Raw genomic sequence first — 20,802 nt, forward strand, 5'->3', positions numbered from 1 at the left:
TCAGGCGACCGGGATGACCGGGACGACGCCCTCGCGGTGCACGGTGCCCTCGATCAGGCCGTACATGCGGTCCGCGGCGTAGTACACCTCGTTGTCGTTCTTGAGGCCGAACGGCTCCAGGTCGACGAGGAAGTGGTGCTTGTTGGGCAGCTCCAGGCGGACCTCGTCCACCTCGGAGCGGTTGTTGAGGACCCGGGTGCCCATCGAGTGCAGGGTCTGCTGCAGCGAGTAGGAGTAGGTCTCCGCGAACGCCTCCAGCAGGTGCCGCCGTACGTGGGTGTACGAGCGGTTCCAGTTCGGCTGGGCCTCGTCGTCCTTGCCGGTGAAGCCGTACTTCCAGCGGGCCGTCACCTGGGTGGCGAGGATCCGGTCGTACGCCTCCTGGAGGGTGGTGTACTTGTCCTTGATGTAGCCCCAGAACTCCGAGTTGGTGGAGTTCATCACGACGAGGTCCTTGAGGCCCGAGATCACCTGGACGGACTCGCCGTCGTAGACGATCTCGGAGGTGCGGGTCTCGCCGCCGTTGCGGACGAACGAGTGGCCGACCTCCTCGGAGCCGATGAAGCGGGCGGAGTTGTCCGGGGTCTTGATCCGGTCCCAGGTGTACTCCTCGATCCGGATCCGGGCGCGGTGGATCGGCTCGTTGTTGTCCACGAAGTGCTTCGCCAGCGTGATGCCGAACTGCTCCGCCGACTCGATCCCGTACTCCTTCGCGAAGGCGAAGACGGTGTTCTTGGTGGTGTCGGTGGGCAGGCAGTTGGCGTTGGAGCCGGTGAGGTGGACGTCGTCGAGGTCCCCGGAGAGGGCGACCGAGACGTTCAGGTCCTTGATCTCGTGACGGGTGCTGTCACGGTAGACGCGGACGATGCGGTTCTCCGCCTTGCCGTACTGGTTCTGACCGAGCACGTGGGCCATGACGTGGCTCCCAATCAATCAAGCGGTCTAGCTTCCGCGGTAGACCGAGTATCCGAACGGGTTGAGCAGCAGCGGCACGTGGTAGTGGTGCTGCGCGGGCGCGACCGTGAAGACGATCGAGACCTCGGGGAAGAACGGCGCCTCGTCCGACCGCGCCGCGTAGTAGGCGGCGGTGTCGAAGAGGAGCCGGACGACCGAGCCCGCCTCCACGGCCGGCAGGTCCTTGGCCCGGCCGTCGGAGTCCGTGGCGGAGGTGCCGAGCACCTTCCAGCCACCCTCGGTGTGCAGTGCGAGCTCGACCGGGACACCCTCGGCCGGGCGGCCGAGGCTGGTGTCGAGCACGTGCGTGGAGATGCCAGTCATGGGTGAATTGACCTTACTGATGGCAGGAGTGACATGCGGTCAGACGGGTGTCTCGTCCAACAGGCGGTTGATCCGGATGTCGTTGATCTTGCGCAGTTCGCCCCGGACGATCTCCGCCTCGGTGGCGGCGTCGTGGGGGAAGCGCTCGCGGAGGGCGGCGAGCATGGTGGCCGCGGTGCGGCCGGTCGCGCAGATCAGGAACACGTGGCCGAACTTCGCCTCGTAGGCGTCGTTGGCCTCCTGCAGGTCGGCCAGGAGGGCGGTGTCGACGCCCTGGATGCCGGCCTGCTCGCGCTCGGAGGTGGCGTCGCCCGCCTTGGGCTTGCCGATCCGGGCGTGGCCCGCCATCGCGTCGGCGAGGTCGGGGACGGTCAGTGCGGCCATCGCCGCCGCGTTGGCGGCGAGCAGGGCCTCACGGTCGGACCAGGGCCGTGCCGAGGCGACGGCCGCGGCCCATCGGGGGCTGGAGCAGATCTCCAGCAGGGTCTTCTCCAGCTCGGCGGCCGGGGCGGCCGCCAGCGCCCGGAGGGCGCCGTCGGCTTCGTCCGGTGCCGGAGGGCGGGACGCTGGGGGGTGGTTGGTCACGGGTGGACCTCCTGAAGAGTGGTGCCACCCGCAAAAACTAGATCCACCACCCCCGGGCGTCAACACTTTGTTGAACGGTTGGTGGTTACGTTTTGATCCGCGCCCGGTTGCCGGCCTGTTTCGTGTGCGATTCGCCAAATGCGCCGCCGGCGGCCCGCGGACAAACTGGGTCAACCGGCGGGACTCGACTGGTCAGCCGGTGTCCGGCCCGGCCTGTGCGTTCGCTCAGCCGGACTTCGAGCCGTCCTGGCGGTTGAGGTAGTTGTACACCGTGAAGCGGCTCACGCCGAGCGCGGCGGCGACCGTCTCCACACCGTGTCGGACGGTGAAGGCACCGCGTTCCTCCAGCAGGGCGACGACCCGCTGCTTCTCCCAGCGGTCCAGCTCGTCCAGCGGGCGGCCGTCGAACTGGCGGGTCATCTCGGCCAGCAGGCGGTCCAGCGCACTGCTCAGGTGAGGCAGCCGCACGGCGATGGCCGGCGCACCGTCCCACTCCAGCAGGACGTCGTCGGACTTGGCCTCGTCGACCGGTACCGGCGTCGCGCCGACCGCGTCGAGCAGCGGCTTTATCGCCGCCGCGAGCGGGTGTTCCAGTGCGTTGCTCACTGCGTACCCACTCCTTCCGGGGTCTTGTCGTCGTCGAGCACGCTCAGCTGGACGGAGATCCGGGTCGCCCCGGCGTCCAGCGTCTCCCGCAGCAGCTTGGTGACGGCGTCCAGCACCTGCTGGGCCTCGCCCTCGGCGCCGGTGCCGAACGGTCCGACGGCGACGGCCAGGCCGGCCTCGTCGACCACTCGCCGGGCCGCCACCGCGTGCTCGGGAAACGTGTCCAGCTCGAACGGTTCTGTCGTGAACTCCACCATCAATCGCACCTGCTCACTGTAGCGAGCGGTGCGGGGAACGGGAGGGGCTGGTCGATCGAACAGTCGGCGGCCCGCCCGGCGGGGCGCTTCGGTTCACTTCAACAAATTGTTGCGACGGCCTTGACACCCGCTCGCTGTGGCGGACATGCTTCCACCAAGCAGAATCCTGCTTCCGGATCGTGGAAGTAGGAAATCTCCCCGCCGGCCGCCGGAAGGCCGCGGGAGATACGGAAGAAAGTGAAAGGTGATTGACGTGACTGCCGCCTCCCAGCACGCGTTCCCGAACGGACGCGCCACGGTCAACCTGTCGATCCTGTTCAGCGAGCTTCCGCTGCTGGAGCGCCCGGCCGCCGCCGCTGCCGCCGGCTTCACCGCCGCCGAGCTGTGGTGGCCCTTCGGCGAGGAGCACACCCCCGCCGAGGCCGAGCTGGACGCGCTCCGCAAGGCCTTCACCGACGCCGGCGTGCAGCTCACCGGCCTCAACTTCCTGGACGACCTCACCAAGGGCGCCCGCGGCACCGTCTCCGTCCCGGCCGAGAAGGAGCGCTTCCGCGAGAACATCGCGGTCAGCGTCTCGCTCGCCGAGTCGCTCGGCACCAAGGCGCTGAACGCCCTCTACGGCAACCGGGTCGAGGGCGTGGACCCGGCCGAGCAGGACGAACTCGCCCTGGAGAACCTGGTGCTCGCGGCCCGGGCCGCCCACGGCATCGGCGCGATCCTGCTGATCGAGGCCCTCAACAAGCCCGAGTCGCCGGACTACCCGCTGGTCACCGCGGCCGCCGCGGTCGAGATCGTCGACAAGGTGAACGCCGCCACCGGTCTCGGCAACGCCAAGTTCCTCGCGGACTTCTACCACCTGGCCAAGAACGGCGAGGACTTCGCCGCCGTCATCGACGCGTACGCCGACCGCTTCGGCCACGTGCAGATCGCCGACAACCCGGGCCGGAACGAGCCCGGCACCGGCGACCTCGACTTCGAGGACCTCTTTGCCCGCCTCGCCGCGGCCGGCTACACGGGCCGCGTCGGCCTGGAGTACCGCCCCTCGGCCGGCGTCACCGCCGACAGCTTCGAGTGGCTGCCCCGCGAGCTGCGCGCCGCGAACTAGGGCCCGAGCCCTCCTCCTCCCACCCTCCCACGTACGAAGGAACGCGACGCATGAGCGCCTCCCGCAAGATCGCTTTCATCGGCCTCGGCATCATGGGCAGCCCGATGGCCGCCAACCTGGTCAAGGCCGGCCACCACGTCACCGGCTACAACCTCCAGCAGCCCGCGATCGACGCCCTGGTGGCGGCCGGCGGCCACGGTGCGACGAGCATCGCCGAGGCCGTGGCCGACGCCGAGGTCGTCATCACGATGGTCCCCGCCGACCCGCACGTCCTCCAGGTCGTCCTCGGCGAGGGCGGGGTGCTGGAGAACGTCAAGGCCGGCACCCTGGTGATCGACATGTCCAGCATCACCCCGCAGACCTCGATCAAGGTCGCGGCCGCCGCCAAGGAGAAGGGCGTCCGGACCCTGGACGCCCCGGTCTCCGGCGGCGAGGCCGGTGCCGTCGAGGCGGTCCTCTCGATCATGGTCGGTGGCGACGACGCCGCGGACTTCGCCGAGGCCAAGCCGATCTTCGACGCGCTGGGCACCACCGTGGTCCACGTCGGCCCGGCCGGCGCCGGCCAGACCGTGAAGGCCGCCAACCAGCTCATCGTGGCCGTCAACATCCAGGTCCTGGCCGAGGCCGTGGTCTTCCTGGAGAACGCGGGCGTCGACCTCGCCGCCGCGCTGGACGTCCTCGGCGGCGGCCTGGCCGGCTCGACCGTGCTGAACCGCAAGAAGGGCAACATGCTGAACCGCGAGTTCGCTCCCGGCTTCCGCATCGACCTGCACCACAAGGACATGGGCATCGTCACCGACGCCGCCCGCGCGGTCGGCGCGGCCCTGCCGGTCGGTGCGGTCGTCGCCCAGCTGGTCGCGTCCGCCCGGGCCAACGGCGACGGCTCGCTCGACCACTCCGCGCTGCTGCGCGGCGTCGAGCGCCTCTCCGGCCGCACGGTGGCCTGAACCACGGCGACCGACGGCTGAGCCCCGCGCTCGGCAGCAGTACCCCGGCCCGGGGGTGCGAACCCCCGGGCCCCACAGACTCCTCCTGGTGGCGTGTACCTATCCGGTCGTGCCCGCGCCACCAGGAGGCCAGGCTCGGTCGGCAGGAGGGCTGGGGCTCATCCGCCCCCTGCCGACCGTCCCAAGCCGGTGGCGCGCCTCCCTGTCGGGGGCACTTCGGTCGTGCCTGTGCGCGCCGCCCGGCCCCCTCCCTCGCCGAGGGGAGCCACTCGTACGTCGGAAGCGGGACGAGTGGAACGGCGGGGAGGGGGTCGCACCCGGCCGTGCCCCGCACGGCCCAGGCCCCGGAAACCACGCAAGGCACCGAAGCACCAGACGGGCGCAGACTCGGACCATCCGGTCCGCCCGCGGATCAGCAGCCCGACCCGGAAGTGAGGCCCACGCCATGCCCGCCACCCCCACCCAGGGCCATGTCGTCGTCGCCCCCGACAAGTTCAAGGGCACGCTGGAGGGCGCCGAGGTCGCCGCCCGCATCGCGGCCGGGATCCGCCGCGGCGCCCCCGGCGTCGAGGTCCGCGAGCTGCCCGTCGCCGACGGCGGCGAGGGCACCCTGGCCGCCGCGCTGGCGGCCGGCTTCACCCGCGTCCCGGCCAAGGTGGCCGGTCCCACCGGCCTGCCGGTGGACGCCGCGATCGCCGTCAAGGGCGACACCGCCGTGGTCGAGCTGGCCCAGTCCTCCGGGCTGGCCCGGCTCCCCGGCGGCCGGACCGCGCCGCTCGCCGCCGGCTCCTACGGGGTCGGCCAGCTGATCGGCCGGGCCGTCTCGCTCGGTGCGAAGCGGATCGTGCTGGGCCTCGGCGGCAGCGCCTGCACCGACGGCGGCGCCGGCATGGTCCAGGCGCTCGGCGTGGGCCTGTACGACGCCGAGGGCACCGAGCTGGCGCCCGGCGGCGCCGCGCTGCGCCGGCTGGCCCGGATCGACCTCGGCCCGCTCGCCGACTCGCTGACCGGGGTGGAGGTCGTGGTCGCCTGCGACGTCGACAACCCGCTGCTCGGCCCCCGCGGCGCGACGGCCGTCTACGGCCCGCAGAAGGGTGCCGACGTCGAGGACCTGCTGATCCTGGAGGAAGGCCTGACCCGCTTCGCCGACGTCGTCGGCGGGAGCACCGGGCGGGACTTCCGCGACGCCCCCGGCGCCGGGGCCGCGGGCGGGGTCGGCTACGCCGCCCTCGCACTGCTCGGCGCCACCATGCGGCCCGGCATCGAGCTGATGCTCGAACTGCTGGGCTTCGACGAGGCCGTGCGTGGGGCACGCCTCGTCGTGACAGGTGAGGGTTGCCTGGACGCGCAGACGCTCCATGGCAAGGCCCCCGCCGGCGTTGCCGCGGCGGCCACTCGGGCGGGGGTTCGGGTGGCCGCTGTGGCAGGGCGTCTTGAGCTGGCGGAGAACGAGTGGCGGGCGGCGGGTTTCGTCGCGGCCTACGCGCTCACCGCGCTGGCCGAGCAGCCCGGCGACAGCATGACCAGGGCGGCGGAGCTGTCCGAGGTCGCGGGCGAGCGGCTGGCCGCCGCGTTGCTGGCCGGTTGATTCCCGGTTTCCTCGTAGTTTCCTACATTGACGTTTTGTTGAAGGCGGGCCTAGGCTCCGAGCAATCGCAGCCGGCGGTGTGATGAGCAGACCTCAACTGCCGCCTCCACGGCCCCTGCCCGCCCTCAGCGACCCCTTCACCCCCTCGTTCACCACAGCTCCCGCTTCGCCCCGAAGACGGTCCACCCGGAGGTCCCGATGCCCCTCAGCGAGACGCCGCACCCCGACGGCCCCGCGGTGATCCGCTCCCGCCGTGTCGTCCTCCCTGACGGCGAGCGTCCCGCTGACGTGCTGATCCAGGACGGCCGGATCGAGCAGATCGCCGCCCACGGCTCCCTGCTCGTCGGCGACCAGCACCTCACCGACCTCGGCGACACCGTGCTCCTCCCCGGCCTGGTCGACACCCACGTGCACGTCAACGAGCCCGGCCGCACCGAGTGGGAGGGCTTCGCCACCGCCACCCGGGCCGCCGCCGCCGGCGGCGTCACCACCGTCATCGACATGCCGCTGAACTCCGTCCCGCCGACCACCACGGTCGAGGGCCTGGACGCCAAGCGGAAGACCGCCGAGGGCCAGGCCTGGGTCGACCTCGGCTTCTGGGGCGGCGCGATCCCCGGCAACACCGGCGACCTGGAGCCGCTGCACACCGCCGGCGTCTTCGGCTTCAAGAGCTTCCTGGCCCCCTCCGGCGTGGACGAGTTCCCGCACGTCGAGCAGGCCGACCTGGAGAGCGCCCTGGCCGAGCAGGCCCGGATCGGCGCGCTGGCGATCATCCACGCCGAGGACCCGGCCGTCCTGGCGGCCGCCCCCCAGCAGCCCGGCGTGCACTACCGCGACTTCCTCGCCTCCCGCCCCGACGACGCGGAGACCGCCGCCGTCGCCCGGCTGCTCGACACCGCCCGCCGCACCGGCGCCCGGGTGCACATCCTGCACGTCTCCTCCGCCGCCGTCCTGCCGCTGCTGCGCCAGGCCCGCGAGGACGGCGTCCGGGTGACCGCCGAGACCTGCCCGCACTACCTCACCCTCGCCGCCGAGGAGGTGCCGGACGGCGACACCGCCTTCAAGTGCTGTCCGCCGATCCGCGACGAGTCCAACCGCGACGCGCTCTGGGCGGCCCTGGCGGCCGGCGAGTTCATCGCGGTCGTCTCCGACCACTCGCCGTCCACGCCGGACCTCAAGCTGCTCAAGGAGTACGGCGGCAGCGGAGACTTCGCGGCCGCCTGGGGCGGCATCGCCTCCCTCCAGCTCGGCCTGCCGGCCATCTGGACCGAGGCCCGCAGGCGCGGCCACACCCTCTCCGACGTGGTCCGCTGGATGTCCTCCGGGCCCGCCTCGCTGGTCGGCCTCACCGGCACCAAGGGCTCCATCGCCGTCGGGAACGACGCCGACCTGGTGGCCTTCGACCCGGACGGCGAGTTCGCCGTGCAGGCCGCCGCGCTGCACCACCGCAACCCCGTGACCCCGTACGCGGGCCGGACGCTGACCGGCGCCGTCCGCACCACCTGGCTCCGCGGCCGGGTGGTGGACGTGGACGGCGAGCCGACCGGCCGTCAGATCACCCGTTCCTGAATCAGGAGACTCATCGATGAGCAGCGTTACGACCCCGAGTGCTCCGTTCACCGAGCTGGTCAACCTGGCCTCCCGGCTGCTCGGCGCCGGCGTGGTCGCCACCAACGAGGACACCTTCGCCGACGCGGAGAACCTGCTGGTCGCCAAGCCCGCCGAGTTCCGCGCGCACACCTTCGGCCACAAGGGCCAGATCATGGACGGCTGGGAGAGCAAGCGCCGGCGCGGCGTCAGCGCCGAGCAGCCGCACCCGACCGACGAGGACCACGACTGGGCGGTCGTCCGGCTCGGCGTCGGCGGCGTGATCCGCGGCGTGATCGTGGACACCGCGCACTTCACCGGCAACTACCCGGAGACCGCCTCCGTCCAGGCCGCCTCGATCCCGGGCCACCCGTCCGTCGAGGAGCTCGACGACGCGGAGTGGACCGACCTGGTGCCGCGCACCGCGCTCCGCGGTGACACCGCCCACGAGTTCGAGGTCACCGACGGGACGCGCTACACCCACGTACGGCTGAACATCTGGCCGGACGGCGGCGTGGCCCGGCTGCGGGTGCACGGCGAGGTGCTCACCGACCCGCGCGAGCTGGACGGCCTGACCTTCGACCTCGCCGCGCAGGAGTTCGGCGGCGTCGCCGAGGCCGCCTCGGACCGCTACTTCTCCTCCCCGCACAACCTGAACGCTCCCGGTCGCGCCTCCGTCATGGGCGAGGGCTGGGAGACCCGGCGTCGGCGCGACAAGGCCAACGACTGGGTCCGGATCGCCCTGGCCGGGGGCGGCGAGGTCCTGGCCGCCGAGGTGGACACCACCCACTTCGTCGCCAACGCCCCCGGCTGGGCCGACCTGGTGGGGTACGACGCCTCCACCGGCGGCGACCCGTCCACCGACGCCGACGGCTGGTTCCCGATCCTGCCGCGCACCCGGCTGCAGCCCGACACCCGGCACCGCCTGCGGCTGGACGCCGGCCGTCCGGTGACGCACGTGCGGATCAACGTCTACCCGGACGGCGGCCTGGCCCGGCTGCGCCTGACCGGGAGGCTCACCGGGGCCGGCCGCGCCGCCCTCGCGCTGCGCTGGTTCAACGCACTTCCGGCCGGCGAGGCCCGTACGGCCCTCGTCGAGGCCGGTCTTGAGGCGGAGGAGGCCACCGCGCTGACCGCCGCCCGCCCGCTCGCGGACGCCGCCGCGACCACCGCCGCCGTGTCCGCGCTCCAGCCGGCCGACGGCCCCGACGGCGAGCAGTCCTCGCGCCGCCGTTCGGCGATCTGGCGGCTGCTCGGCGTCTGACCCGCGCCGGCCCGCCGCCCGACCGACCGTCTCCGCCTTCTCCACGCAACGCCTTTAACGACCTGAAGGACCCTCTCATGTCCAAGATCCTGACCACGGAGTCCGGCGCCCCGGTCGCCGACAACCAGAACTCGGCCTCGGCCGGCGAGTACGGCCCGCTGCTCATCCAGGACCAGCAGCTCCTGGAGAAGCTCGCCCGGTTCAACCGCGAGCGCATCCCGGAGCGTGTCGTGCACGCCCGCGGCTCCGGCGCCTACGGCTACTTCGAGGTGACGGACGAGGTCTCGCAGTTCACCCGCGCCGACTTCCTCTCCGAGATCGGCAAGCGCACCGAGGTCTTCCTGCGCTTCTCGACCGTGGCCGGCAACCTGGGCTCCTCCGACGCGGTGCGCGACCCGCGCGGCTTCGCGCTGAAGTTCTACACCGCCGAGGGCAACTACGACCTGGTCGGCAACAACACCCCGGTGTTCTTCATCAAGGACCCGGTGAAGTTCCCCGACTTCATCCACTCGCAGAAGCGCGACCCGTTCACCGGCGTGCAGGAGGCGGACAACGTCTGGGACTTCTGGGCCCACTCGCCGGCCTCGACCCACCAGATCACCTGGCTCTTCGGCGACCGCGGCATCCCGGCCTCGTACCGCCACATGAACGGCTACGGCTCGCACACCTACCAGTGGGTCAACGAGTCCGGCGAGGCGTTCTGGGTGAAGTACCACTTCAAGACCAACCAGGGCATCCGCTCGCTGGACGGCGACCAGTCCGCCGAGGTGCTCGGCTCGGACGCCGACAGCCACCAGCGCGACCTGCACCAGGCCATCGAGCGGGGCGTGTTCCCGTCCTGGACGCTGTACGTCCAGCTGATGCCGGTCGCCGAGGCCGCCGACTACCGCTTCAACCCGTTCGACCTCACCAAGGTGTGGCCGCACGCGGACTACCCGCTGCAGAAGGTCGGCCGCCTGGTTCTCAACAAGAACCCGGAGAACGTCTTCGCCGACGTCGAGCAGTCCGCCTTCTCGCCGAACAACTTCGTCCCCGGCATCGGTCCCTCCCCGGACAAGATGCTCCAGGGCCGCCTGTTCGCCTACGCGGACGCCCAGCGCTACCGCCTCGGCGTCAACCACACCCTGCTCGCCGTGAACGCCCCCAAGGCGACCGAGGCGAACAACTACGGCCGCGACGGCCTCTCCGCCGTCAACAAGTCCGGCCGGGGCAAGAACTACGAGCCCAACTCGTACGACGGCCCGGCCCAGACCGACAACGCGCTCGCCGCGCCGGTCGCGCTGAACGGCTGGACCGGCACGTACACCACGCCGGCCCACACCAAGGACGACGACTTCTTCCAGGCCGGCGAGCTCTACCGGCTGATGTCGGCCGGCGAGAGGACCCGCCTGATCGGCAACATCGCGGGCTTCCTGGCGCAGGTCACCCGCGACGACATCGTCGAGAAGAACCTCGCCCACTTCCACGCGGCCGACGAGGAGTACGGCGCCCGCCTGGAGGCCGCCGTCGCCAAGCTCCGCGCGGGCGACGAGGGCTGATCCCCGCCCCACCGACCAACCCTCCCAGGCCACCCGGGCCCGCACCCGGGTGACCGGTGAAAGGCCTCTCCTCCCCGGGCAGTGGGGGAGAGGCCTTTCGCCTGCCCGGGTCCGGCCGGCCCCGCGGGGCCGCGGAAAACCGATCGAGCGCCGCTCACCTGCGCGGATATCCTCGGGCGATGACCATGACAACGCCCTCCTATCCCGTCAAGCCCCGCCCCGGCGACCGGGTCGCGGTGATCTCGCCCTCCGCCGGCCTGCCCGGGATCCTGCCGCTGCCCTACGAGTTGGGCCTGCGCCGGCTGCGTGAGGAGTTCGGGCTGGTCCCGGTGGAGTACCCGGCCACCCGGACGATGGGGGCCACCGCGCGCGAGCGCGCCGCCGACATCCACGCGGCCTTCGCCGACCCGGACATCCGGGCGGTGATCGCCAGCATCGGGGGCGACGACCAGATCACCGTGATCCCGCACCTCGACGCGGAGTTGATCCGGGCCAACCCCAAGCCCTTCTTCGGGTACAGCGACAACACCAACCTGCTGGCGTACCTCTGGAACCTCGGCATCGTCGGCTACCACGGCGGCACGGTGATGGTCGAGTTCGGCCGCCCGGGCGCGATGGCCGGCCCGACCGCCGACTCGCTGCGGGCCGCGCTGTTCACCTCCGGGCCGTACGAACTCCGCCCGGCCGGGGCCTTCACCGACCGGGGCGGCCGCTGGGAGGACCCGCGCACCTTCGACGCGGAGCCGGCACTGACGCCCGGTCAGGGCTGGCTCTGGCACCGGGCGGAGCGGGTGGTGGAGGGCGCCAGCTGGGGCGGCAACCTGGAGATCCTCGGCTGGCTGCTGATGGCCGACCGCGGCATCCGGGCGCCCGAGGCCTACGCGGGCTGCGTGCTCTTCCTGGAGACCTCGGAGGAGCAGCCGGGCGCCGAGGAGGTGTACCGGACCCTGCGCAACATGGGGGAGCGGGGCCTGCTGCGGCAGTTCCCGGCGCTGCTGATGGGGCGGGCGAAGGCCTGGTCCCACCAGCGGCCGCTGGACGAGGCCGCCGGGGCGGCCCACCGGGACGCGCAGCGGGCGGCGGTGCTGCGGGCGCTGGCGGAGTACGCGCCGGACACCATGGCGGTGTTCGACGTCGATCTCGGCCACACCGACCCGCAGCTGGTGATCCCCTACGGCGGCCTGGTGCGGGTGGACGGACCGGCGCGGCGGATCACCGTGACCTACTGAGCCGTTCGCGCCGGTTGCCGGTTGCCGGTTGCCGGTCGCCGGACGGGGCGGCAGCTGTGGGGGCGAGGCGCTCTTGTGTGGCATATGCCACACAAGTTGTGCGTATCACCTGCGCAAATATCTGCCGACCGGCCGTTAACGGCGCCCCCCGGTGGATAGGCTGGAGCTGTCGCGGCCGGTCCGCGCGGGGACATCGGAAGGGGACGTCATGCCGACACCAGCCCGGGGTCGTCAGGCCACGCTGGACCAGGGTGTCCCTGGTCCGTTCGGCTCCCTGCAACACGCGCTCAGGCTGCTGGAGGCGGTCGACCGTCACCCCGGCGGGGCCACCAACGCCGGCCTCGCCCGCGAGACCTCGCTCCCGCCCGGTGAGGTCCGCCGGCTGACCGAGTTCCTGGAGACCGAGGGCTACCTGCAGTACCAGGACGAGGCCTGGGTGCTCGGCGGCACCTTCGCCCTGCTCGGGCAGTACAACCGCGAGCAGTTGGTCAGGGTCCGGCTCAACCATAAACTCGCCGAACTGCGGGACGAGTTGGGCGCGGCGGTCTACTTCAGCCGCTACCACGAGGGCGAGCTGTCGGTGGAGGCGGTCTCCGCCGCCGACCACGCGCCCGCCGTCCAGGAGTGGGTGGACTTCCGGGCCACCGCGCACGCCAGCGCGATCGGCAAGTGCCTGCTCAGCCAGCTGGACCACGACTCCCGCCGGGACCACCTGTCCCGGCACCCGGTGGCCCGCCTGACCTCCCGGACGGTGGTCGACGCCGACCAGCTGATGCACCGTCTGGAGCGCCAGCCGGCCACCGTGCCGGTGCTGGACATCCAGGAGTACGCCCTCGGCACGGTCTGCGCCGCCGTCCCCGTCATCGCCGGCAGCACCGTCGGCTGCCTGGCCACCTCGATGCCGGTGGACAACGTGCACCGCCTGAAGGCCGCCGCCGAACTCCTCGCGCACCGCGCGGCGCCGCTGATGCTCGCGATGGCGGTCTGAGCGGCGGGCGCTCTCCCGGGTGCCGCGCGCCCTGCGTGCGGCACCCGTCAGCGCGCCCGCGCCCGCCTGCCGGCTCCGCCCGCGCCCGCCCGCCGGCCCGCAGCGGTGGCCCCGGCCTGTCGGCGGCGTCCGGCATGATCGGCCCATGACGGACAGGCGGCGGGCGGCTGCAGTGATCATCCGGGACGGGCACGTCCTCATGGTGCGGGAGCGGGGCCGCGGCCCGTCCGGCCGGCACGACGGGCACGAGTACTGGACGCTGCCGGGCGGCGGCATCGAGCCGGGCGAGACCGCCGAGCAGGCGGTGCTCCGCGAGGTGGCCGAGGAGGCCGGCCTGGCCGGCCGCTCGGTGCGTCACCTCTACGACGCGCCCCACCCGGCGGGCTGGACGTCCTGCTTCGCCGTGGAGGTGGGGCCGGGCGAACCGCGCCTCGGCGTGGACCCGGGGCTCGACTGCGACTGCCCCCGGATGACCGGCCTCAGCTGGGTGCCGCTGCCGCGCAGTTCGGCCTCCGGGGGCCTGATGGTCCCCGTCCTGCTGATGGCCACCCCCGACGGCCCGCCGGGGGTGGCCTCGTGAGCCGGTACGGCCACCCGGCGGCCGTCACTCCGGCGTGTGAAGTCCCGTGCGTTCACCACCCGCGGCGCGGCGGGCTCGCTAGGGTCGCGCTGACACGTCATCTGTGATCGACGGAGCGTGACGATCCCAGGAGCAGCCATGACCGCGACCAGCCCGACCCGCCGCGCCGCCGTCCTCGCGCTGCTGGTCGGGCTCAGCGCCGCCTGGTCGGTGGCCGCGCCGCTGGCCCCGGGCGCGGCGGCGGCCGGGAAGGGCTGCGCCGTCGGCCCGGGGGACCGCGGCGCGGCGTCCCCGGGCGCACGCGGCGGGGCGGGCGCCACCCGCTGGCCCGGCGGCGTCGTCCCGTACCGGGTCGGGGCCGACGCGAAGTCCCTGGTCAAGGCCCTGCGCGGGGCGATGCGCGAGATCGAGGGCAACTCCTGCGTGCGCTTCGTCCGGGCCGAGCAGCAGCAGAACTGGATCCAGTTCGTCCGCGGCGAGGGCTGCTACTCGTACGTGGGCATGGTCGGCGGCCGGCAGAACTTCTCGCTCGGCGAGGGCTGCGACTGGCACGGGACGGTCCTGCACGAGCTGATGCACGCGCTCGGGTTCTTCCACGAGCACATGCGCGGTGACCGTGACCAGCACCTGGTGCTCCACCTGGAGAACGTCGACCCCTCCCTGGCGGCCCAGTTCGGCAAGGTCGGGACGGAGAACGAGGACACCCTCGGCCCCTTCGACTACGACTCGATCATGATCTACGGCTCGAAGTCCTTCAGCCGCAACGGCCGGCCGACCATGACCCGGCCGGACGGCGGGCTGCTCGTCGACCCCTACGCCCGGACGGGGTTGAGCCGGGGGGACGTGGGCAAGCTCAACCGGCGCTACCCGCCGGCCTGACGGCACCCGCCGGGTCCGGAGCCGGCGACCGACCGGTGCCCTGACCCGGGAGCCTGAGCAGGGCCCGGGAGCCCTGACCCGGGGGACCTGGGGAGCCCTGACCCGGCGGACCCGACCCGAGGGCGGGGCCGCCGGGGCCGCCGTCCGACAATGGTCACGGGCCGGCCCGCCGGCCCGCCCGGGCCGCCGCCGTGCCGGCCGCGTCCCGGTGCCGACCGTCCGGACCGACCTCTGGAGCACCGCTTGTCCCAGCCCACGTACGACGACGTCACGGCGGCCGCCGAGCGGATCGCCGGCCTCACCCGGACCGCGGCGGTGGTGTCCGCCGGCCCGGGTGGGGCCGGCGGCGCCGAGGTCTTCCTGGCGCTCGACTTCCTGCAGCACAGCGGCAGCTTCAAGGACCGCGGCGCGGCGAACTTCGTCGCCGCTCACCTGGCCGACGGCAGCATGCCGGCGGCCGGCGTGGTGATCGCCTCCGGCGGCAACGCCGGGCTGGCCTGCGCCTGGGCCGCCAAGGCGCAGGACGTGCCGGCCACCGTCTTCCTGCCCGCGACGGCGCCGCCGGTCAAGATCCGCAAGCTCCGCGGGTACGGGGCGGACGTCCGGCTGACGGGCAGCGAGTACGCGGACGCGCTGGAGGCCGCCCGGCTGTTCGCCGCCGAGTCCGGCGCACTCGCCTCGCACGCCTACGACGACCCGTACATCGCCGCGGGGGCCGGCACCCTGCTGCCCGAGATCCTGGCCGCGGTGCCGGGGCTGGACACGGTGGTGGTGGCGGTGGGCGGCGGCGGGCTGTTCACCGGCCTGGCCGTGGCGGCGGCGGAGCACGGGGTGCGGGTGGTCGCGGTCGAGCCGGCCGGCTCCCGTGCGCTGAACGCCGCCGTCGCGGCCGGGAAGCCGGTCGACGTCGCGGTGGACTCCGTCGCGGCGGACTCGCTCGGGGCCCGCCGGGTCTCGGAGATGGCCCTGCACTGGGCCGGGCAGGTGGGGGCCGAGTCGGTGCTGGTGGAGGACGCCGCGATCGTCGCGGCCCGGCAGGGGCTCTGGGACGGCCACCGGCTGGTGGTGGAGCACGGCGGCGCCACCGCGACGGCCGCCCTGCGCAGCGGGGCGTACCGCCCGGCACCGCGGGAGCGGGTCGCCGTGGTGCTCTGCGGGGCGAACACCGACCCGGCCTCGCTGGCGTAGCCCGGCCGGCCCCGGGCCTTGGGTCCGGACCCGGCGGAGCGGGCGCCGCAGCGAACCGCTCCGCCGGGGTTTCCGCCCGCCCCCGGCCTCGAAGACTCTCTGTGGCGACCCGCCAGGCTTATTAGACTCGATGTCGATAAGAGTGGTCGAAACCCTTGTCGCCCGCTCTACCCGCGAGTAAGTTGCCCAGAGTCGAGCCGCCACCCGCAGGTCAGGAGGGCCCCTCATGCCCCGTGCCACCCGTGCCGCCGCTGCCGTCCCCGCAGCACCCGCCCCAGCCGCCGGCCCCGCCCCGGCCCCCGTACTGCGCAAAGCCGCCGCGCCCACCGTCCACGAGAACCTCGTCCTCGAACCCCGGGACGTCCGCTTCGACTGGTCGCAGCTGCCGCTGCACTGGATCCCGGACGAGCCGATGGCCACCCACACCATCAACGTGCTCCACCTGCTGCTGCCGGAGGGCGAGCGCTGGTTCGTCAAGGTGTTCAAGGAGGCGCTGCCGCTGATCACCGACGAGCAGCTGCGCGAGGAGGTGCTCGGGTTCATCGGCCAGGAGGCCATCCACGCCGAGGCCCACCAGGAGGTGCTGGACCACCTGCTGGCCCAGGGCCTCGACCCGCGCCCGTACGTCCGCCAGATCGGCTGGCTGTTCCAGCGGGTCCTCGGCGAGCGCAGCGGGCTGGACCCGCGCCGGCGGCGCGAGAACATCATCGAGCGGGTGGCCTTCGTCGCCGCCATCGAGCACTTCACCGCCTTCCTCGGCGACTGGGCGCTCAACTCCCCGGGCCTGGACCGCGCCAAGGCCGACCCGACGATGCTCGACCTGCTGCGCTGGCACGGCGCCGAGGAGGTCGAGCACCGCAGCGTGGCGTACGACCTGATGGTCCACCTCGACCCGGGCTACCTGCGCCGGGTGCGCGGGATGGCGGTGTCCGGGCCGCTGCTGGTCCACCTCTGGGTGCGCGGCGTCCGGTTCCTGCTCGCCGCCGACCCCACCCTGGACGGGCGGATCCGCCCGACCTGGCGCGAGGCCCGGCAGATCGCCGGCCGCGGGATGCTGCCCGACCCGCTCCGCTCACTGCGCTCCGGCCTGCGCTACCTCAAGCGCGGCTACCACCCCACCCAGGAGGGCTCGTCCGGCCAGGCGCTCAGCTACCTGGCCACCTCCCCGGCGGCCCGCGCCGCCGCCGCCCACCACTGACCCGCCGCCAGGAGCCAGGAGAGCCGCCCCGGATGGACCTCACCACCCCGCCCCCGGACCTGTACGGCCGCCCGCGCGCGGACCGCTTCATGCAGCGCGTCACCGCCTTCGGCGACCGGTACACCCCCGCCCTGGGCAGCCCGCTGCTGCGCCGCAACCCGCGCCGCCCGCCGGCCCTCCCCACCCCGCCGCTGCGCCTCGCCGTCACCGCCCGCCGGACGGTCGCCGAGGACGTCGTCGAGCTGCGCCTGGGCGACCCCGGCGGTGACGAACTGCCCGCCTGGCAGCCCGGCGCGCACATCCGGCTGCGGCTGCCCTCCGGCCGCGAGCGGCACTACTCGCTCTGCGGCGACCCGGCCGACCGCACCGGCTACCGGATCGCCGTCCGCCGGCTGCCCGGGGGCGGCGGCGGCTCGGCCGAGATCCACGACGAGCTGGGCCCCGGCACCCGGCTGACCGTGCGCCGGCCCCGCAACGGCTTCGCCTTCTGCGCCGAGCCGAGCGTGCTGCTGCTGGCCGGCGGCGTGGGCATCACCCCGCTGCTGCCGATGGCCCGGGAGGCCCAGCGCCTCGGCCTGGACTGGCGGCTGGTGCACACCGGCCGCAGCGCCGCCACCATGCCGTTCACCGAGGAACTGCTCGCCCTCGACCCCGGCCGGGTGGAGATCCTCGACGACGACCGGCACGGCGTCCCCACCGGCGCCGGCCTGCTCGCCCGGGCCCCCCGGGGCGCCGCCGTGTACTGCTGCGGCCCGGCGCCGATGCTGGCCGCCGTCCAGGGCGCGCTGGAGGCCTCGCCCGCCCGCGCCCTGCACTTCGAGCGCTTCGGCGCGGCGCCCGTCCGGGACGGCCGGCCGTTCACCGTACGGCTCGGCGCGGACGGCCCGGCGCTGGCCGTCCCGGCCGACCGGTCGGCGCTGGACGTCGCCCTGGAGGCCCGCCCCGACCTGCCGTACTCCTGCCACCAGGGCTTCTGCGGCACCTGCCGGGTCCAGGTGCTGTCCGGCACCCCCGACCACCGCGACCGCCGGCTGACCGCCGAGGAGCGCGCTGCCGGCGCCCTGCTGCCCTGCGTCTCGCGCGCCGCCGAGGGCGAGACCCTCGTCCTGGACCTCTAGCGCCGCGACCGCCCGACCGCCGCGACCGCCCGACCGCCCGACCGCCGTGACCGGCCGGGCCCCCACCGGCCCGGGCCGGTCCGGCCCCCCGAGCAGGCGCCCCCGACGGCCCCGAAGGAACCCCATGGCCCTTGCCACCGCACCCCGGCCCGCCTTCCCGTTCACCGAGGCCGACCTCGGCCGCTTCCGGGAGACCCAGCAGCTCGCCTACCACTGCGCCGAACAGGTCGCCGCCTGGATCGAACCCGGCGTCACCGAGCGCCAGGCCACCGCCCAGCTGCGCCGCCGCCTGGTCGCGGCCGGCGTCGAGGACTTCTTCCACGTCCCGTTCGCCTGGTTCGGCGACCGCACCGCCTTCCGGCACTTCCACACCCCGCTGCAGTTCTTCGCCGGCGGCCGCAAGCTGGAGGAGGGCATGCCGTACGTGCTGGACTGCGCGCCCGTGGTCGACGGCTACACCGCCGACATCGGCTACGGCGGCAAGGTCGGCGAGAACCCGCTCTGGGACCGCCTCGCCGCCGACCTGCGGGTCTACCGCGAGCTGATCCTGCGCGAGGTGAAGGCCCGCAAACCGCTGGACGAGGTGTACGCGGCGGTGGACGCGCAGATCGCCGCGCACGGCTACGACAACCGCCACCGGGTCTACCCGGGCCGGGTGATCGGCCACCAGGTGACCCGGACCACCGCCCGCGGGCCGGCCGGCGTCAACCTGTTCGGCTTCGGGGTGCGTACACTCCAGACGCTCGGACGCGAGCTGATCAGCGAACGCCTGCACGGCCGCTCCCCGCTCTGGGCGGACGGCCGGGCCTCCCGGCACGCGCCCACGCCGGGCCTGTGGGCGGTGGAGCCGCACATCGGGTTCCGCGACGTCGGCATCAAGTTCGAGGAGCTGCTGGTGGTCACCGAGGACGACGCCTACTGGCTCGACGACGACCTGCCGCACGTGCGGCGCTGGAGCACCACAGCCGAGGAGGCCTCCCGATGACCCCCCGCCGCCGCACCGTGCACTCCGCCGACGGTCTGCCGCTCGCCGTCTTCGAGCAGGGCGACCCGGCCGCGCCGACCGTCCTGATGGTGCACGGCTACCCCGACACCCACGCGGTCTGGGACGACGTCGCCGAGGACCTCGCCGCCGACCACCACGTGGTGCGCTACGACGTCCGCGGCGCGGGGGCCTCCGGCGTCCCGGCCGGCCGGGACGGCTACCGCCTGGAGCACCTCGCCGCCGACCTCTTCGCGGTCGCCGACGCGGTCAGCCCCGGCCGCCCGGTGCACGTGGTCGCCCACGACTGGGGCTCGCTGCAGTCCTGGGAGGCCGTCACCGAGCCCGGCGCCGAGCGGCGGATCGCCTCGTACACCACGCTGTCCGGCCCGTGCCTGGACCACATGGGCTTCTGGCTGCGGGCCCGGTTCCGCCGGCCCACCCCCCGGCACCTGCGGCAGCTGCTCTCGCAGGGCCTGCACTCCTGGTACATCACCGCCTTCCACCTGCCGGTGCTGGCCCCCGCCACCTGGCGGTTCGGGCTGGCCCGGGCCTGGCCGCGGGTGCTGCGCGACCTGGAGGGCGTCGCCCCGCGCGCCGGCCACCCGCAGCCGACGCTGCGTCAGGACGCGGTGCGCGGGATCGAGTTGTACCGGGCCAACATGCGCCCCACCCTGCGGGCCCCCCGCGAGCGGCCGACCGAGGTGCCGGTCCAGCTGGTCACGCTGACCCGGGACCGCTACGTCGGGGTCGCGCTCTCGGAGGGCCTGGAGCGCTGGGTGCCGAACCTCACCCGGCGCTCGCTGAACGCCTCGCACTGGTCCGCACTGCTGGAGAAGGGGTCCGTCGTGGCCGGTCTGGTCCGTGAGTTCACCGCCCGCACCGGGGCCGGGCAGAAGGCCGGGCCGCCCGAGGACGGCCGCCTGGTCGTCGTCACGGGCGCCGGCAGCGGCATCGGCCGCGCCACCGCGCTGGCCTTCGCCGAGCAGGGCTCCCGGGTGGTGGTCTGCGACCTGGACCTGGAAGCCGCCACGCGCACCGCCGAACTCGCCTCGCTGGTCGGCCCGGCCGCGCACGCCTACCGGGTGGACGTCAGCGACGGCGCGGCCGTCGACGCCTTCGCCAAGCAGGTGGCCGCCGACCACGGCGTGCCGGACGTGCTGGTCAACAACGCGGGCGTCGGCCACTCCGGCACCTTCCTGCAGACCACCGAGCAGGAGTGGCAGCGCGTCCTGGACGTCAACCTGTGGGGCGTCATCCACGGCTGCCGCGCCTTCGGCACCCTGATGACCGAGCGCGGCGAGGGCGGCCACATCGTCAACCTCGCCTCGGCGGCCGCCTACCTGCCGTCCAAGCTGCTGGCCGCGTACGCCACCAGCAAGGCCGCGGTGCTGATGCTCTCGGACTGCCTGCGCGCCGAACTCGCCCCGGCCGGCATCGGCGTCAGCGCGATCTGCCCCGGCATCGTCAACACCAACATCACCCGCACCACCACCTTCTCCGGCGTCACCGCCGACCAGCAGGCCGCCAAGCAGCAGCGCGCCTCCAAGCTCTACGCCCGCCGCGGGTTCCCGCCCGAGAAGGTCGCGGCCGAGATCGTCCGGTCCGTGCGCACCGGCAAGCCGGTCGTCCCGGTCACCTTCGAGGCCAAGGCGGCCCGCCTGCTGGGCCGCGTCTCGCCGGGTCTGCTGCGGCTGGCGGCCCGGCTGAACGTGGGCTGAGCGGTCGGTCCTCGTTCCTGGGCCGGCCGGGGGCGGGCTGCCCGCCCCCACCGGACCGGTCAGGTTCGCCGGTGTCGCGGTGCCGCACCACGACGGCGACTACGACGTGATCACGGCCGTCACGGGCCGGCCCGCCCTGCGGGTCGTCCCCGCGGGTGCGGCCG

The 20,802-nt window shown here is 73.7% G+C and carries 20 protein-coding genes; 15 read left to right on the forward strand and 5 right to left on the reverse strand.

Going from position 1 to position 20,802, the window contains the following annotated elements; all coding sequences use genetic code 11:
* The 5 genes from pucL to IE329_RS05970 form a co-directional block, all read right to left on the reverse strand.
* Positions 1 to 915, reverse strand: a complete 915-nt coding sequence (pucL, locus tag IE329_RS05950) for a factor-independent urate hydroxylase (protein ID WP_073921742.1) — start codon at positions 913 to 915, stop codon at positions 1 to 3.
* 27 nt (positions 916 to 942) lie between these two features.
* Positions 943 to 1,278, reverse strand: a complete 336-nt coding sequence (uraH, locus tag IE329_RS05955; RefSeq protein WP_190209733.1) for a hydroxyisourate hydrolase — start codon at positions 1,276 to 1,278, stop codon at positions 943 to 945.
* Between the two features lie 39 nt (positions 1,279 to 1,317).
* The gene (gene uraD, locus IE329_RS05960) at positions 1,318 to 1,863 is read right to left on the reverse strand and encodes a 2-oxo-4-hydroxy-4-carboxy-5-ureidoimidazoline decarboxylase (protein ID WP_229927201.1); all 546 of its coding nucleotides are present in this window, start codon (positions 1,861 to 1,863) and stop codon (positions 1,318 to 1,320) included.
* Positions 1,864 to 2,088: 225 nt separating this feature from the next.
* The gene (locus IE329_RS05965) at positions 2,089 to 2,469 is read right to left on the reverse strand and encodes a helix-turn-helix domain-containing protein (protein WP_073921740.1); all 381 of its coding nucleotides are present in this window, start codon (positions 2,467 to 2,469) and stop codon (positions 2,089 to 2,091) included.
* Positions 2,466 to 2,726, reverse strand: a complete 261-nt coding sequence (locus IE329_RS05970) for a thiamine-binding protein (protein WP_190209872.1) — start codon at positions 2,724 to 2,726, stop codon at positions 2,466 to 2,468. The genes IE329_RS05965 and IE329_RS05970 overlap by 4 nt, the downstream gene beginning before the upstream one ends.
* Positions 2,727 to 2,970: 244 nt before the next feature.
* Here IE329_RS05970 and IE329_RS05975 point away from each other — a divergent pair, with 244 nt between their 5' ends.
* The 15 genes from IE329_RS05975 to IE329_RS06045 all read left to right on the forward strand — a co-directional run bounded on the left by IE329_RS05975 (position 2,971) and on the right by IE329_RS06045 (position 20,638).
* Positions 2,971 to 3,831, forward strand: a complete 861-nt coding sequence (locus IE329_RS05975; protein WP_190209734.1) for a TIM barrel protein — start codon at positions 2,971 to 2,973, stop codon at positions 3,829 to 3,831.
* Between the two features lie 50 nt (positions 3,832 to 3,881).
* A complete protein-coding gene (locus IE329_RS05980) occupies positions 3,882 to 4,778 on the forward strand; it encodes a 2-hydroxy-3-oxopropionate reductase (protein WP_190209735.1) in 897 nt (298 codons plus the stop codon).
* A 445-nt stretch (positions 4,779 to 5,223) separates the two neighbouring features.
* A complete protein-coding gene (locus IE329_RS05985; RefSeq protein WP_190209736.1) occupies positions 5,224 to 6,366 on the forward strand; it encodes a glycerate kinase in 1,143 nt (380 codons plus the stop codon).
* Between the two features lie 198 nt (positions 6,367 to 6,564).
* Positions 6,565 to 7,935, forward strand: coding sequence for an allantoinase AllB (allB, locus tag IE329_RS05990; RefSeq protein WP_190209737.1), 1,371 nt, complete (start codon positions 6,565 to 6,567; stop codon positions 7,933 to 7,935).
* A gap of 16 nt (positions 7,936 to 7,951) precedes the next feature.
* Complete coding sequence (alc, locus tag IE329_RS05995) at positions 7,952 to 9,217, forward strand: allantoicase (RefSeq protein ID WP_190209738.1); 1,266 nt, start codon at positions 7,952 to 7,954, stop codon at positions 9,215 to 9,217.
* 77 nt (positions 9,218 to 9,294) lie between these two features.
* Entirely contained in the window at positions 9,295 to 10,755 is a 1,461-nt protein-coding gene (locus IE329_RS06000; protein WP_190209739.1) for a catalase, read from the forward strand.
* 185 nt (positions 10,756 to 10,940) lie between these two features.
* Positions 10,941 to 11,984 (forward strand): S66 family peptidase, encoded by a 1,044-nt coding sequence (locus tag IE329_RS06005; protein ID WP_190209873.1) that lies wholly within the window; start codon positions 10,941 to 10,943, stop codon positions 11,982 to 11,984.
* 208 nt (positions 11,985 to 12,192) lie between these two features.
* Positions 12,193 to 12,972 carry an IclR family transcriptional regulator gene (locus tag IE329_RS06010; protein ID WP_190209740.1) on the forward strand — a complete coding sequence of 260 codons (780 nt, stop codon included), beginning with the start codon at positions 12,193 to 12,195 and terminating at the stop codon, positions 12,970 to 12,972.
* A 145-nt stretch (positions 12,973 to 13,117) separates the two neighbouring features.
* Complete coding sequence (locus IE329_RS06015) at positions 13,118 to 13,552, forward strand: NUDIX domain-containing protein (RefSeq protein WP_190209741.1); 435 nt, start codon at positions 13,118 to 13,120, stop codon at positions 13,550 to 13,552.
* Positions 13,553 to 13,690: 138 nt separating this feature from the next.
* Positions 13,691 to 14,431 carry a M12 family metallopeptidase gene (locus IE329_RS06020; protein ID WP_190209742.1) on the forward strand — a complete coding sequence of 247 codons (741 nt, stop codon included), beginning with the start codon at positions 13,691 to 13,693 and terminating at the stop codon, positions 14,429 to 14,431.
* A 243-nt stretch (positions 14,432 to 14,674) separates the two neighbouring features.
* The gene (locus IE329_RS06025; RefSeq protein ID WP_229927202.1) at positions 14,675 to 15,619 is read left to right on the forward strand and encodes a serine/threonine dehydratase; all 945 of its coding nucleotides are present in this window, start codon (positions 14,675 to 14,677) and stop codon (positions 15,617 to 15,619) included.
* Between the two features lie 226 nt (positions 15,620 to 15,845).
* The gene (locus IE329_RS06030) at positions 15,846 to 16,817 is read left to right on the forward strand and encodes a metal-dependent hydrolase (RefSeq protein WP_190209744.1); all 972 of its coding nucleotides are present in this window, start codon (positions 15,846 to 15,848) and stop codon (positions 16,815 to 16,817) included.
* A 32-nt stretch (positions 16,818 to 16,849) separates the two neighbouring features.
* Positions 16,850 to 17,935, forward strand: a complete 1,086-nt coding sequence (locus IE329_RS06035; RefSeq protein ID WP_190209745.1) for a PDR/VanB family oxidoreductase — start codon at positions 16,850 to 16,852, stop codon at positions 17,933 to 17,935.
* 124 nt (positions 17,936 to 18,059) lie between these two features.
* Positions 18,060 to 18,920 (forward strand): M24 family metallopeptidase, encoded by an 861-nt coding sequence (locus IE329_RS06040; protein ID WP_190209746.1) that lies wholly within the window; start codon positions 18,060 to 18,062, stop codon positions 18,918 to 18,920.
* On the forward strand, positions 18,917 to 20,638 hold the full coding sequence (locus tag IE329_RS06045) for an SDR family oxidoreductase (protein WP_190209747.1): 1,722 nt from the start codon (positions 18,917 to 18,919) through the stop codon (positions 20,636 to 20,638). The genes IE329_RS06040 and IE329_RS06045 overlap by 4 nt, the downstream gene beginning before the upstream one ends.
* Positions 20,639 to 20,802: the final 164 nt, after the last annotated feature.

Source organism: Kitasatospora indigofera, from assembly GCF_014655955.1.
Lineage (GTDB): Bacteria > Actinomycetota > Actinomycetes > Streptomycetales > Streptomycetaceae > Kitasatospora > Kitasatospora indigofera.

Excerpts from the sequence above, each read along its gene's own strand:
- pucL (WP_073921742.1), bottom strand. The coding sequence starts at position 915 with ATGGCCCACGTGCTCGGTCAGAACCAGTACGGCAAGGCGGAGAACCGC.
- uraH (WP_190209733.1), bottom strand. The coding sequence starts at position 1,278 with ATGACTGGCATCTCCACGCACGTGCTCGACACCAGCCTCGGCCGCCCG.
- IE329_RS05970 (WP_190209872.1), bottom strand. The coding sequence starts at position 2,726 with ATGGTGGAGTTCACGACAGAACCGTTCGAGCTGGACACGTTTCCCGAG.
- IE329_RS05980 (WP_190209735.1), top strand. The coding sequence starts at position 3,882 with ATGAGCGCCTCCCGCAAGATCGCTTTCATCGGCCTCGGCATCATGGGC.
- IE329_RS05985 (WP_190209736.1), top strand. The coding sequence starts at position 5,224 with ATGCCCGCCACCCCCACCCAGGGCCATGTCGTCGTCGCCCCCGACAAG.
- allB (WP_190209737.1), top strand. The coding sequence starts at position 6,565 with ATGCCCCTCAGCGAGACGCCGCACCCCGACGGCCCCGCGGTGATCCGC.
- alc (WP_190209738.1), top strand. The coding sequence starts at position 7,952 with ATGAGCAGCGTTACGACCCCGAGTGCTCCGTTCACCGAGCTGGTCAAC.
- IE329_RS06000 (WP_190209739.1), top strand. The coding sequence starts at position 9,295 with ATGTCCAAGATCCTGACCACGGAGTCCGGCGCCCCGGTCGCCGACAAC.
- IE329_RS06005 (WP_190209873.1), top strand. The coding sequence starts at position 10,941 with ATGACAACGCCCTCCTATCCCGTCAAGCCCCGCCCCGGCGACCGGGTC.
- IE329_RS06010 (WP_190209740.1), top strand. The coding sequence starts at position 12,193 with ATGCCGACACCAGCCCGGGGTCGTCAGGCCACGCTGGACCAGGGTGTC.
- IE329_RS06015 (WP_190209741.1), top strand. The coding sequence starts at position 13,118 with ATGACGGACAGGCGGCGGGCGGCTGCAGTGATCATCCGGGACGGGCAC.
- IE329_RS06020 (WP_190209742.1), top strand. The coding sequence starts at position 13,691 with ATGACCGCGACCAGCCCGACCCGCCGCGCCGCCGTCCTCGCGCTGCTG.
- IE329_RS06030 (WP_190209744.1), top strand. The coding sequence starts at position 15,846 with ATGCCCCGTGCCACCCGTGCCGCCGCTGCCGTCCCCGCAGCACCCGCC.
- IE329_RS06035 (WP_190209745.1), top strand. The coding sequence starts at position 16,850 with ATGGACCTCACCACCCCGCCCCCGGACCTGTACGGCCGCCCGCGCGCG.
- IE329_RS06040 (WP_190209746.1), top strand. The coding sequence starts at position 18,060 with ATGGCCCTTGCCACCGCACCCCGGCCCGCCTTCCCGTTCACCGAGGCC.
- IE329_RS06045 (WP_190209747.1), top strand. The coding sequence starts at position 18,917 with ATGACCCCCCGCCGCCGCACCGTGCACTCCGCCGACGGTCTGCCGCTC.